The organism is Ruegeria sp. THAF57 (genome assembly GCF_903914075.1).
In the GTDB taxonomy this organism is placed as follows: domain Bacteria; phylum Pseudomonadota; class Alphaproteobacteria; order Rhodobacterales; family Rhodobacteraceae; genus Ruegeria.
Genome location: NZ_CAIWNQ010000007.1, coordinates 153,472 through 166,228, shown reverse-complemented (window position 1 = coordinate 166,228; position 12,757 = coordinate 153,472). Strand labels below are relative to the sequence as shown.

Annotated in this window: 14 protein-coding genes; 4 read left to right on the top strand and 10 right to left on the bottom strand. The window is 58.3% G+C overall.

Features of this window, described 5'->3' with window-relative positions; genetic code table 11:
* Nucleotides 1-4 precede the first annotated feature (4 nt).
* Nucleotides 5-1,168 (top strand): lytic murein transglycosylase, encoded by a 1,164-nt coding sequence (locus tag RUESEDTHA_RS16405; protein WP_180887790.1) that lies wholly within the window; start codon nt 5-7, stop codon nt 1,166-1,168.
* Nucleotides 1,169-1,264: 96 nt separating this feature from the next.
* Here RUESEDTHA_RS16405 and RUESEDTHA_RS16400 read toward each other — a convergent pair whose 3' ends face one another.
* The 5 genes from RUESEDTHA_RS16400 to RUESEDTHA_RS16380 all read right to left on the bottom strand — a co-directional run bounded on the left by RUESEDTHA_RS16400 (nt 1,265) and on the right by RUESEDTHA_RS16380 (nt 7,786).
* Nucleotides 1,265-1,966, bottom strand: a complete 702-nt coding sequence (locus RUESEDTHA_RS16400) for a heparin lyase I family protein (protein WP_180887789.1) — start codon at nt 1,964-1,966, stop codon at nt 1,265-1,267.
* 167 nt (nt 1,967-2,133) lie between these two features.
* Nucleotides 2,134-2,484 carry a hypothetical protein gene (locus tag RUESEDTHA_RS16395; protein ID WP_180887788.1) on the bottom strand — a complete coding sequence of 117 codons (351 nt, stop codon included), beginning with the start codon at nt 2,482-2,484 and terminating at the stop codon, nt 2,134-2,136.
* 53 nt (nt 2,485-2,537) lie between these two features.
* The gene (locus RUESEDTHA_RS16390) at nt 2,538-5,993 is read right to left on the bottom strand and encodes a chromosome segregation SMC family protein (RefSeq protein ID WP_180887787.1); all 3,456 of its coding nucleotides are present in this window, start codon (nt 5,991-5,993) and stop codon (nt 2,538-2,540) included.
* A gap of 139 nt (nt 5,994-6,132) precedes the next feature.
* Nucleotides 6,133-6,540, bottom strand: coding sequence for a hypothetical protein (locus tag RUESEDTHA_RS16385; protein ID WP_180887786.1), 408 nt, complete (start codon nt 6,538-6,540; stop codon nt 6,133-6,135).
* A gap of 46 nt (nt 6,541-6,586) precedes the next feature.
* Entirely contained in the window at nt 6,587-7,786 is a 1,200-nt protein-coding gene (locus RUESEDTHA_RS16380) for a PLP-dependent aminotransferase family protein (RefSeq protein WP_180887785.1), read from the bottom strand.
* Nucleotides 7,787-7,941: 155 nt separating this feature from the next.
* On the opposite strand from RUESEDTHA_RS16380, the gene RUESEDTHA_RS16375 reads away from it, so the two are divergent.
* Together RUESEDTHA_RS16375 and RUESEDTHA_RS16370 are read left to right on the top strand one after the other, a co-directional pair.
* Entirely contained in the window at nt 7,942-8,712 is a 771-nt protein-coding gene (locus tag RUESEDTHA_RS16375) for a FadR/GntR family transcriptional regulator (RefSeq protein ID WP_180887784.1), read from the top strand.
* Between the two features lie 151 nt (nt 8,713-8,863).
* Nucleotides 8,864-9,538, top strand: a complete 675-nt coding sequence (locus RUESEDTHA_RS16370) for a hypothetical protein (protein ID WP_180887783.1) — start codon at nt 8,864-8,866, stop codon at nt 9,536-9,538.
* An 83-nt stretch (nt 9,539-9,621) separates the two neighbouring features.
* On the opposite strand, the gene RUESEDTHA_RS16365 is transcribed toward RUESEDTHA_RS16370, so the two are convergent.
* The 5 genes from RUESEDTHA_RS16365 to RUESEDTHA_RS16345 form a co-directional block, all read right to left on the bottom strand.
* Nucleotides 9,622-10,182, bottom strand: coding sequence for a F0F1 ATP synthase subunit B (locus RUESEDTHA_RS16365; RefSeq protein ID WP_180887782.1), 561 nt, complete (start codon nt 10,180-10,182; stop codon nt 9,622-9,624).
* 5 nt (nt 10,183-10,187) lie between these two features.
* Nucleotides 10,188-10,739 carry a F0F1 ATP synthase subunit B' gene (locus tag RUESEDTHA_RS16360; RefSeq protein WP_171125327.1) on the bottom strand — a complete coding sequence of 184 codons (552 nt, stop codon included), beginning with the start codon at nt 10,737-10,739 and terminating at the stop codon, nt 10,188-10,190.
* Between the two features lie 86 nt (nt 10,740-10,825).
* Complete coding sequence (locus RUESEDTHA_RS16355) at nt 10,826-11,050, bottom strand: F0F1 ATP synthase subunit C (protein WP_005981269.1); 225 nt, start codon at nt 11,048-11,050, stop codon at nt 10,826-10,828.
* 48 nt (nt 11,051-11,098) lie between these two features.
* Nucleotides 11,099-11,857: a F0F1 ATP synthase subunit A gene (locus tag RUESEDTHA_RS16350; RefSeq protein ID WP_171126877.1), complete on the bottom strand. Its 759-nt coding sequence runs from the start codon at nt 11,855-11,857 to the stop codon at nt 11,099-11,101.
* Between the two features lie 2 nt (nt 11,858-11,859).
* Entirely contained in the window at nt 11,860-12,192 is a 333-nt protein-coding gene (locus tag RUESEDTHA_RS16345) for an AtpZ/AtpI family protein (protein WP_171212633.1), read from the bottom strand.
* 231 nt (nt 12,193-12,423) lie between these two features.
* Here RUESEDTHA_RS16345 and RUESEDTHA_RS16340 point away from each other — a divergent pair, with 231 nt between their 5' ends.
* Nucleotides 12,424-12,756 carry a metalloregulator ArsR/SmtB family transcription factor gene (locus RUESEDTHA_RS16340; RefSeq protein ID WP_171125509.1) on the top strand — a complete coding sequence of 111 codons (333 nt, stop codon included), beginning with the start codon at nt 12,424-12,426 and terminating at the stop codon, nt 12,754-12,756.
* Nucleotide 12,757 lies beyond the last annotated feature (1 nt).

Below are 12,757 nucleotides of genomic sequence, written 5' to 3'. Positions count from 1 at the left end.
ACCCATGCGTTTTCTTTTTGGTCTTGTTGCAGCCACCCTATTCATCACACCCGCCTTTGCCCAATGTGGCGGCGGGTTCAATTCCTTTGTGAATGGGCTAAAAACCGAGGCGGTCGGCAAAGGGTTTGATAATTCTACTATCGACGCTTTCTTTCAAGGTGTTCAGCAGGATGGCGCCGTTCTCAGAGCTGACCGCGCGCAAGGCGTCTTTCAGAAACCATTCATTGATTTCTCTCGCCGCCTGATCTCGCAAAACCGGATTGATCGCGGGCAGGCCATGTCACGCAAATACGACGCTGTTTTTGACCGGATTGAGCGGGAATATGGGGTATCTCGCGGCGTGTTGCTGGCATTCTGGGCGTTTGAAACCGACTACGGCGCGGTTCAGGGGGATTTCAACACCCGCAACGCACTGGTGACATTGGCCCATGATTGCCGCCGGCCCGAACTGTTCCGCCCTCAGATATTTGCGGCGCTGGAATTGTACAGTCAGGGCAATTTCGACCCCGCCCGAACGACCGGTGCGTGGGCGGGTGAGATCGGCATGGTCCAGATGCTGCCACAGGATATTCTGGACAATGGCGTGGACGGCGACGGAGACGGAACGGTTTCGCTGAAAACCTCGGCCCCGGATGCGCTGATGTCCGGCGCAAAGATGCTGTCGCATCTTGGGTGGCAACCGGGCCAGCCGTGGCTGCAGGAGGTCACGGTTCCGGACCAAATGGATTGGTCCCTGTCCGGCCCGGGCAAGCCTCGCCCCATGTCTGACTGGCAAGCGATGGGCGTGCAGGCCCGCAGCGGTTCACTGTCCAACTTGCCGGCGTCACTGATCCTGCCACAGGGACATAAGGGGCCGGCGTTTCTAGCTTACCCCAATTTCGACGTCTATTTCGAGTGGAACCAGAGCTTTGTCTATGTCCTGACAGCCGCCTATTTCGGCACCCGTCTGGAGGGTGCGCAGATCTATGACGCGGGCAATCCAGCGCAGGGTTTGACAGGCGTGCAGATGAAGCAGCTACAAACCAAACTGCAGGCGCGCGGCCATGATGTAGGAAAGATCGACGGCATTCTTGGGGCCGGAACACGGGCGGCTGTTCAGGCCGAACAGCAACGACTGGGCCTGCCCGCGGATGCGTGGCCGACGGTGGAGTTGCTGGGGCGGTTGTGACGCGGTCCATGGTTCGCGCCCGGAGCGGCCGCGCAAGTTTGATGCCAACATTTTCGTTAGGTAATAGTAAGCTTTTAATCTTCGGTGCTTAATTTACTATTTCACTTTGACTTTCTTAACGCTCAAATCCTCCGAAACCAAAACATAGTCCCAACGCTCGGGTGAATAAACGCCGTGCTTGAAGTAAAAGAACTTTGACTGAAATGCGCCCGGTGTATTTGGTGGTTGATATGTTCCCTGCAATTGAACTTTATCGTCCAGCCAAACCGTCGCAATAAATCCAGCCTCACCCGTGAATTCAATCAGTACATCCAGCTTTTGCGTTGTTCCGTTGAGTTTTTGTTTTTGGGGTGAGCGAGATTTGGAAAGCTTACCTCGTATGCAATTTTCTTCACCGGCACCGGTATTTACATCGCTAGTAAGTTCCAGATGGCCATTTCCAAGCACAGAAACTTTGAGCGGGGGGGCACAACTTCTTCGCCCGTCATGAATTTGAAATATGTCCCACTTTTGCTGAGCGTTTGTCGTCATGGAAATCGTGCTTGAGAACAAATAGGATCCCATGTGGTCTGGCTTGACACGATCTGAATAGATCTCAGCACGTTGCTTCCATTGAGGGCCGTCGCCCGGACATTGATTGGAGCTTGTCTTAAAAGTATAGGTCTTGCCCTTTTTCGCAATCGACCCAGCGTCAACGCCACACGAAATTTGCCACCTACTTAGTGGATTAGAGTGGGCGGCAAAGGCAAACAAACATAGCAACGCAGTTGTGCAGGCTACAATCGGGGCTAAGCGCATGGGACCCTCACAAATTGTCTCGCAATCGAATCCAGAATAGCACGGCCTATTGATTTAGCCGGCAAAGAATGTGTTTCCGGTTTTGAGTTTAGGCACGTAAGAACAAAGTCCTGCCTCTCTCCGCATAGTATCCATGGAAAGAAGCGCTCGAGAGATCGCTTCCACCTTCACTCCGGCCTGACCGGATACCGATCGCCTTTCTCATCAATCAGGATCAAGCGTTCTCCACTGCGCACGTATAGATCACAGCGGCTGAATCCGTTGCGATAAGCGATGCAAACGCTGCCATCTTCGGCGATGGAATAGGTGCCAAAGGCCGCGTCGCCGCTGGCGTAGGTATAGGAGTAGGCACCTCCAGCCGAGAATGCGGCCTGACCATCATCGTAGAAGGTGAACGTTTGACCCGCCAGCGCGTCCAGCTCTTCAGGCGACAGGGGGGTGTCTCCGGGTTTGGTCGGCCAATCGGCGGATAAGGCCGGGCTGGCAACCAGCAAGGCAAGGATCAGGTATCGGGTCATACCGCGACCCTATCGTGAAAGCCCCGCAACAGGCGTCACGATACAGTGAGCGGTCAGGCGACCATCTGCTCGGCCTTCTTCAGATCGACGGAAACCAGTTGGCTGACGCCTTGTTCCTGCATGGTCACGCCGAACAGACGATCCATCCGCGCCATCGTCACCGCGTGGTGGGTGATGATCAGAAACCGCGTGTCGGTCTGGCGGCACATCTCGTCCAGCAAGTCGCAGAAGCGCGTCACGTTGGCGTCGTCCAGCGGCGCGTCGACCTCGTCCAGCACACAGATCGGCGCGGGATTGGCCAGGAACACGCCAAAGATCAGCGCGGTCGCGGTCAGGGTCTGTTCGCCGCCCGACAGAAGGCTTAGGGTTGAGAGCTTCTTGCCCGGGGGCTGGCACATAATCTCAAGCCCAGCATCCAGGGGATCGTCGCTTTCGACCATGACCAGATTGGCCTCACCCCCGCCGAACAGGTGCTTGAACAGCATGGCGAAGTTCGAATTCACCTGTTCAAACGCTGTCAGCAGGCGCTCGCGCCCTTCGCGGTTGAGGCTGGCAATCCCGCTGCGCAGGGCCTTGATCGCCTCTTCCAAATCGGCCTTTTCCCCGTTCAGCGTGTCGAATTCTTCCTGAACCTCTTTCGCATCATCTTCGGCGCGCAAGTTCACCGCGCCCATCGCGTCACGCTGGCGTTTGTGGCGGTTTACCTCGGCCTCAAGCGCGTCGGCGGCGGGCATCTGATCGGGGTTCACATCCAATTGGTTCAGCAACTGGTTCGGGGTTAATTGTTGATCTTCGGCGATGCGTTCAGCCGCTGCAGTTACCCCTTCTTTTGCGGCGTCACACCGCGCCTCAGCAGCCGCTCGGGTTTCGCGGGCCTCGGAAGCGACGCGCTCTGCATCCCGCTCGGCCATGACAACTTCGCGCTGCTGGGTTTCGGCCTGAGCCAGCTTATCCGCAGCCTCGGCCCGACGCGCTTCGGCGGTTTCGATCAACTCGTTAAGTTCTTCGCGCGCCTCGGCAATTTCACCGGGGGCGGCCGTGGCTTCGGACAGCTCGTCTTCCGAGCTTTCCTTGCGCTCTGCCAGTTCCGATATCCGCTTTTCGGCACTGTCCAGACGATGACGCCAACCGCTCAGGTCTTTCGTCACCTCTTGCGTGCGCCGGGTTCGGGCTTCACCTTCGCGGCGCAGTTCATCATGGGACGAGCGGTGGGTCAGCATGGTGATCCGCGCGGCCTCGACCGTCTGTTTGATGTCCTCAACCTGCGCGCGGGCACTGTCCAGATCACCCAAACCGGTCAGCGCGCCCTCGGCCTCGCGCAGTTGGGCGCGGGCAGACATGGCGTCTTCCTTGTGGCGGTCGACGGCAAGGGTCAAGGTCTCAAGCTTGCCCTGTGCCAGATTGCGGTCGGCCTCGGCCCGGCTGAGTTGCCGCGCAGTTTCCGCCATACGCTGATCAGCAGCACGGCGGGCTTCACGCGCCCGGCGGTCTGCTTCGGTGACATCGGCCAGTTGCTGCGACAGCGCCTCATGCGCGGCGCGCGCGCCATCAGCTTGCGCCTCAGTCCGGGCCAGTTCCTGTTTCAGCGCTTCCAGCTTGTTCAATTGCTCCAGCCGAAGGGCAGCTGCGCTTGGCGCGTCCTCGGCCCAGGCCCGGAACCCGTCCCAGCGCCACAGATCACCCGAGCGCGACACCAGACGTTGCCCCGGTTGCAGCGAGGCCTGCAGCCGCGCACCTTGTTCTGCGTCGACCAACCCGATCTGAGCAATCCGGCGGCTCAGACGATCCGGCCCTGACACATGCAACGCTAGCGGTTCAGCGCCGTCTGGCAGGGGCTGATCAGTATCGTATCCGGCAACCTGAACCCAGCCGGACGGTCCATCACCTTCGACCAGAGGCGCGCGCAGGTCATCGGCCAGCGCCGCACCCAGCGCCTTTTCGTAACCCGGCGCCACGCGCAGCAGGTCAAGCACCTGCCCGCCTTCGGCCGTATCACGTTCGACCAGTTTCGCAAGGGCCGCGGTTTCGGCGCGAATGGCGCCAAGCTCACCTTCGGCTTCGGACCGTTGGGCACGGGCCTCGGCCTCTCTGGCCTGTGTCTCGGTGCGCAACTCATCCGCAGCGGCCAGTGCTTCTTCGGCGGCCTCAGCAGATTCGCGGGCTTCTTCCTCACCCTCCTGGGCTGCCTCGAATGCGTCGGTTGCGCGGCTCAGTGCGTCACGGGCTTCGTCCACCGCGACACGGGCTTTTTCTTCTTCGCCCTCAGACCGGGCCAGCGTCTTGCGGCTGTCTTCAACCAAACGCTGCGCCGATTGGTGTCGGGCGACAAGCCGCGCCATGTCCTCAGTTTCCTGCGAGAGGTGATCCTCCCGGTCCTGCAGGACAGACGCCGCCTCGCGCGCAATCTCGGCGGCTTCGGCGACTTTCTCATCATGCCCTTCGGCGGCCTTGGCAAGCTCTCTCGCCTCCCACTCCAACCGTTCGATCATCTGACCTGCGTCGCGGTTCAGGCCAGCCTCGCGCTCAATATCGTTGCCCAACTGCTGAATGCGGTTGGTCAAGGTTTCGATCGTTTGGCGGGCGCGTGTTTCCTGATCGGCCAATTGATCGCGCTGCACCTGCTGGCGCTGCAACACGGCGGCAGCTATGGCCTCTTCCTCACGCAGAGGGGGCAGAGTTTCCTCGATCTCGGCGCGTTTGGCCGCCGCTTCACGCGCTTCGGCCTCGGCGCGGGACGCCTCGGTAATGCGCTCGCGCAGCTTTTCTTCGGCCTGTTGACGGGCCATGTCGGCCTCTTTCCAGCGACGATACAGCAGCATCCCCTCGGCCTGCCGCAACTGCTCGCCAATCTCGCGATAGCGCGCGGCCTGACGTGCTTGTCGGGCCAACTGTGCAAGCTGCGTTCCAAGCTGCTCCAGAACGTCATCGACGCGCGTCAGGTTGGATTCAGTGCCTTTCAGCTTCAACTCGGCCTCATGCCGACGCTGGTACAGACCGGAGATCCCCGCAGCCTCTTCCAGAATACGTCGACGCGCGCGGGGTTTGGCATTGATCAATTCGGCGATGCGGTTCTGACCCACAAGCGCGGGCGAATGCGCGCCGGTCGAGGCATCCGCGAACAGCATCTGCACATCACGCGCCCGTACGTCCTTGCCATTGGTCTTATAGGCGCTGCCCACATCACGGGTGATACGGCGCACGATCTCAAGCTGATCGGTTTCGTTGAACCCTGACGGGGCCAGCCGCTCCGAGTTGTCCATGGTCAGAACAACTTCGGCAAAATTGCGGGCGGGACGTGTGGCCGCCCCCGCAAAAATCACGTCCTCCATCGCACCACCGCGCATGGATTTGGGGCGGTTTTCCCCCATCACCCAACGCAACGCTTCCAGAAGATTGGACTTGCCGCAGCCGTTTGGGCCCACAACTCCGGTCAACCCGTCCGCGATGATCAGGTCGGTCGGATCAACAAAGCTTTTGAAGCCGGTAAGTTTGAGTTTGCTAAAGCGCAAAGGCGACGGGTCCCATGATTCCTATATCTGGAAGTCTGCGCAACAGATTGGGGCTGAGTCAACGAGGTTGCGCAGGATATGGGATATCGGCACGAGTTATCCACAATATCTTGCTGATTTCCGCCGGTCTCAGCCTGAATCAATAGGGCGTGCACTCAAAAACCTGATAACCGCCGTCACCTGAACTTTCATAGGTGCCAAAATCAATACATTCGTAGTTTGGCACGGAAATCGAGGTCAGCAACAAGCGTTCACCTGACTGGCGAACACACCCCAAAACGCCGACGGTGACAGCCGCATCGCCAAGAACATCCAGAATAGGGCAGCCTGATACCTGTGCCATCGCAAGGGCTGCACGTTCGCGGATTGGGCCTAGGCGCGGGGCATATTGCGTGTTGATCCGCACAGCCTCGGCCAACTCTCCTCTTACGCGCACGTCAAATACGCTGCCGTTGACAGCAATACGGGTGGCCGGAACATCGTTGAAATGCGGTGTGCCAGCCGAACAAGCGGCCGACATCAGCAGCAAAGTCAGAAACCGTTTCATACCCCGGTCAATGGCCGGAATTAGTTAACAGACCCTTATTGCGCATTCAGGTCTGCAAGACCTCGCCCAAGCGGCGTATACCTTGGCGAATTGTCGCCTCGTCCGAATTTGAAAAGCTCAATCGGATCGTGTTTTCACCCGAGCCATCGGGGAAAAATGCCTGACCCGGAACAAAGGCCACTTTGACCGTTTCCAAAGCGCGAGACAGCAACGCGGCGCCATCGGTGCCAACAGGCAGCGTTAGCCAGATAAACATCCCCCCTTCAGGCTTCGTCCACTCCACCCCTTTCGGCATGTATTTTTCCAACGCATCCAGTATCGCTCCCCGGCGCGCGCCATAAGTCTGCCGCAGCATTGGGATATGCGTGTCGAAACACGCCCGAGCCACTTTTTCGATCGCCATCTGGTTAATGGTCGCCGAGTGAAGATCAGCAGCCTGCTTCATCAGAACCAGTTGAGAGATCACGGGTTTGGCCGCAACAACCCACCCGACCCTAAGACCCGGCGACAGCGTCTTGGAGAAGCTGCCGCAATAGATCGTGCGACAGTCCTCGATCGACCCCTTCCGCGCCAGTTCCAATGCCAAAACCGGAGGGATCGTCTCCCCTTCATATCGCAACGCCTGATACGCCCCGTCTTCGATCACGGCGCAGTTCAGGTCATCAGCAAGATCCAGCAAAGCCTCGCGGCCCCGCAAATCCACGGCCTCGCCCGTTGGATTGGCAAAATCCGGAGACAGGTAGGCAAACTTGACCCTGCCCGCCGCGGCAGCGGTTGCGTATTCGTCAGCACCCCGGTTGCCATTGACGCTTAGCCGGTCGAACCGCGGTTCATAAGCGTTGAATGCGGCCAGCGCGCCCAGATATGTCGGCCAACCAACAAGCGCCGTGTCGCCGGGTGACAGGTAAAGCTTACCCAAATAGTCCAACGCTTGCTGTGACCCAGAGGTAATCAGAATATTGTCGATGTCGCAGACAACGCCGATCTCGCGCATGTGGCCGACAAGCCATTCGCGCAACGGGGCATAGCCCTCGCTGACCGAATATTGCAGGGCCTGCGCCTGCTTTTTGGGGCCAAGCGCAACCTGAAAAGCCTGCGCGAACGCGTCTGCGGGAAACAAGGCCGGGTCTGGAATCCCGCCCGCAAAGGAAATGATTCCGGGCTGATCCAGCAGCTTCAGCAATTCGCGAATTTCCGACGCCTTCATGCGCGACGCCCGCGTTGCAAACAACTCGTGGTTGGTCATGAGCCTCCTCCGCTCTTGAATGGGTGAACACTAGTGACTCGCACATTAATGTCAATATTACTGACCTAATGTTTCGAACCCTGTGATCTGCTCTTCTTGAACCGCCCCGCAAACCGTGGTCATATGATTTGACCAATTCTCAAAACGACATCCCCATGCCCTTTCAAAAAGTTCAGACCGAAAAGCTCTCAATAGCAGTGGTGCGGCAAATCGAATTGCTGATCCTGCGAGGCATCCTACGCCCCGGCGAGCGCCTTCCGGCCGAGCGTGAACTGGCCGAACGACTGGGCGTGTCCCGCCCGTCCCTGCGCGAAGCAATATCCGAACTGCAGGACCAAGGCCTGCTGACTGCAAAAGCCGGATCTGGCATCTATGTGGCCGAGGTTTTGGGATCAGCCTTTTCCCCTGCCCTGATCCGACTGTTCAGCAGCCATGATGAGGCGGTTTCGGACTATCTGTCTTTCCGCCGGGATATGGAGGGGTTGGCAGCCGAGCGCGCGGCGCGACTGGGGTCGGAAAGCGATTTGAAGGTCGTTCAGACGATCTTTGACAAAATGGAAGCCGCCCACACGCGCAATGCCCCGGAAGACGAAGCTCATCTGGACGCCCAGTTTCATATGGCCATCATCGACGCCAGCCATAACGTCGTGATGCTGCACATGATGCGATCCATGTTTGACTTGCTGCGGCAAGGGGTGTTCTACAATCGCCAAATGATGTTCAACCAGCGCACCACGCGCGAGGCTATTCTAGACCAGCACCGCGACATCAACGCCGCGCTTCAGGCCCGCGACCCAGACGGTGCCAGAGAAGCAGTACATCGCCACCTGAGCTTTGTGCGGCAATGTATGGAAGACCACCAAAAAGCCCTCCGTAACGAGGCGATCGCGCAGCAAAGGCTGGATCACGAAACCGGACAGGCGTAAGGGCGCTTTGGTACGTTTCCGCACAGCTATAAAGTCACACGCGGACTGATAAGCCTGCACGAGACGTCGGCTAATCGCTGGACCTTTTGCCGAAAGTTAGACATCTAGTGCCGGTAAATCCCGAACCCGTGTGGGAACCCTGGTTATCAAAATGTCCAAACTTACTTTCGGCCTGAACAGCAAAGATGACCCCTGCATAATTGTGGCCAGCAATGGCAGATCGGGCAGCACGCTGATGTTTGACGCACTTTGGGTGGCCTGCAAGCGTCGCCGCTGGTTCCGAAAACCAAAGGCAGGGTTTGAACCGGAATTAGCAACGGCTGAATTGCCTGCGGGATCTCTGATCAAGACCCATGATTTTCCGGCTGGCCTGAAGGGCCGCGAAAACGTCAAGGTTCTGTTCTGTTTTGGCCCCACGAAAGACTCTGCCCTTTCCGTCTATTCCGCGTTGGAGAGATTTGGGCGTGATTGGGTAGACCAGCACTTTGAACACCTTCACGCCAAGGGGACATTCGATGATCTGTTCGAATTTGACGTTCTCAATCAGGTCGAACAGATGAGGCAGTGGGGCACTTTTCAGGACGTCCCTGTTCTGTGCCTCAACTACGACGCGATTTGGCGCAGACAAGAAGATGTCGAAGATTTTCTGGGATTGAAGTTCACTCTGCCAGAGCGGGCTGAACGGGCGCGCAAGTCTATCCCTGACGAAATTCTGGCGAAGGCTGCTCAGGTTTACGACCCCATCGACAGGGCTCTGGCGGATTTGCCGGATTTGTTTGTGGCCTCGCCGGATTACGAAAGCGCCCTTAGCAAGTTGCCGGGGTAATGAGTGGCAGTACCGCATCCGAACTGTGACAAACAAAAAACCCGGCTCAACGGCCGGGTTTCTTGTTCGGATTGCGCAACAGCTTAGTGCAGCTTTTCGCCTACATCGGCGATTGCCGCGTCGATAAGCTTGTTGGCTTGTGTGGCAGTCATCTGTTTGGCCAGAACCGCGTTTGCTGCGGAAACTGCAACGGTGATGGCCTGATCACGGACTTCTTTCACAGCCGACGCCTCAGCCGATGCAATCTGATCCTGCGCAGCCGCCAGTCGGCGTGCGATGGATTTTTCCAGATCGACCTTGGCTTGTTCAGCAGCCAGAGCCGCGTCGTCCTTGGCCGCCGCAACGATGGCGTCTGCCTGCGTCTGCACTTCACGCTGCTTGCGCTCATACGAGGCAAGCAAACTGCGCGCTTCTTCATGCAGAGCGCGGGCTTCGTCCAGTTCGGACTTGATGCCGTCGGCCCGGTTGTCCAAAGCGCCGCCGATCATGCCGGGTACTTTGAAGTAGAACAGAACCGCGATGAAGACGATGAAGCCCAGCAGGACCACAAAGTCGGTGTTGCCAAGCGAGAAGAACGGGCCGCTTGCGGCCAGCGCGGGGCTAGCGGCACCGACGGTCAGGATAAGGGCAAGAGTATTCCGCATGTCACTTATCCTTTCGTCTGCGCGTCAATTGCACTGTCGATGGCTTTGGCATCCGCCTCTCCGCCCAGTGCAGTGACCAGTTCAGCCGCCGTATCCTTGGCAACCACTTGAATGCTTTCCAGCGCACCGGCACGGATTTCGGCAATTGCCTTTTCCGATTCAGCCGCCTTTGCAGCGATTTCCGCGTCCGCCTTGGCAATCGCGTCATCCAGACCGGACTGAATTTCAGCACGGGCTTCCGCTGCGATACGCTGTGCCTCAGAACGGGCATCGGCCAGCGCCTTGTTATAGGCCTCTTCGGCCTCGACCGCCTTGGCCTTCAGATCTTCGGCCGCAGCCAGGTCATTTGTAATGGTCCCCTGACGTTCAGCCAGGATTGCCGCGATGCGGGGCAGAGCCACGCGAGACAGGACCAGAAAGATGACGACCAGCGTAATGACCAGCCAGAAAATCTGGTTGGGGAACCAATCGAAGCAGAGCTGCGGCATCCCGATGGCAGAGCCATAGGAGTCGACGCACGAGCCAGCTACCTCTTTTGTAAGGGGTTCAGTCGCCATGATATCCTCCGTCGGAAACTTGTCTTTACAACAGGTGGGCCGCTATGGCTTGGGCCCACCTGCGCGTAAGGATCAGGTTCCGCAGATTATACGGCGAACATCAGCAGCAGCGAGACCAGGAATGCGAAGATCCCCAGAGCTTCTGCGAATGCGATACCGATGAAGAGGGTTGCGGTCTGCGAAGCAGCCGCCGAAGGGTTGCGCAGGGCGCCGGCCAGGAAGTTGCCTGCTACGTTGCCCACCCCGATTGCGGCTGCGCCGGAACCGATTGCTGCCAGGCCTGCGCCGATGTGTGCGAGATCGCCTTCCATGATGTATCTCCTTACGAATTGGAAGTTTCGATGTTGGGTGTTCGGACCTTAGTGCGACGGATGCAGCGCATCTTTCAGATAAACACAGGTCAGAATGGTGAAAACGTATGCCTGAATGAAGGCCACCAGGACCTCGAGGCCATACATTGCGGTGATCGCCAGAACGGACACGGGCGAGATCACGGCTACCGCAGCGAAGCCTGCGAACACCTTGATCACCGCGTGGCCCGCCATGACGTTACCGGCAAGACGAATGGAGTGGCTGACCGGGCGTACGAAGTACGAGATCAGCTCGATGATCGCCAGAATCGGGCGCAGCGCCAGAGGCGCGCTGGAGACCCAGAACAGGCCCAGAAACGCGGCACCGTTTTTGACAAAGCCCAGAACGGTCACAGTCAGGAACACAGCCAGCGCCAGCGGGATAGTGACCGCGAAATGCGAGGTTGTGGTGAACGAGGTCGGGATCAGGCCCAGGAAGTTGGCGCAGACAATGAACATGAACAGGGTCATGACATAGGGGAAGAACTTAACGCCTTCCTTGCCGCAGATGTCTTCCAGCATCTTGTAGACGAAACCGTAGGTCAGCTCTGCGACCGACTGCATACGTGTCGGAACGATCGCACGCTTCGATGTGGGCAGAACCAGCAGCAGAACAACCGCGGCGATCGCAAAGAACAGCCACAGGGTCACGTTGGTGATGGTGAACATGCCAACTGCGCCGTCGCCAAACAGCGGTTTGACGATGAACTGATCCATTGGGTGGAATACCAGGCTGCTGCCTTCTGCTGCGGTGGTCTCGGTTGCCACGTTCAGTCCCTCTCGTCCTTCTCGGCAGCCGTCGCCGCCGCTTGTTTCTCTTGAACCTCTTTCGCGCTGCGGAGCATAACCTTCACGCCCGCGACAAGGCCCAGCAATGTGAACAGCACCAGAAAGATCGGGATCGTCCCGAGCAGGCTGTCCAGCCCGTATCCGATGCCAAATCCGATCCCTAGACCGGATACCATTTCGATGACCATCCTCCAGGCAAGCTCGCCCCCGGATATGTCACTGTCTGCGCGCTTGGGTGGCTCTTTGGCCTTTTTCGCCGCGTCGATCTTGGCCTCAAGCTGCGCCATACGCTGCTTTTGGTCATCATCAGTCACGGGCGTTTCCTTCGCACAGTCTTGGGTAGGGTGCTAAGGGGCAAGGGGCGCAGAGTCAACGGCATTGAACGCTTGGATACACGCAATGTAAGTGAATGTTTTAAATACATTTTCCATCAAACCATCAGCCCGGCACGTCAACCGCACCCAAGGGCTTGCGCTCAAAACCGGTGAAATCGCATATTCAACCAAATGGTTGACCAAACCCGGGCGCTGTGGTTCAGCGGAACCATGTCCAACGATCTCGATACCGTTTTTGCTGCCCTCGCCGATCCCACGCGCCGCACCATCCTTGCGATGTTGCTTGAGGACGACATGGCCGTGACCGACGTGGCAGAGCCGTTCGAGATGTCGCTGGCGGCGATCTCGAAACATCTGGTGATCCTGACCAAGGCCGGGTTGATCAGTCAGGAAAAACGCGGGCGGGTAAAGTGGTGCAAGCTAGAGCCCGACGCGCTGCGCGCGGCGTCGGTTTGGATGCAGGGGTTTGGACAGTTTGAACCGGTAAACTTGGACGCGTTCGAACGGTTCCTTGAAGTTGAGCTACCGACGGCCGAAGAATAAC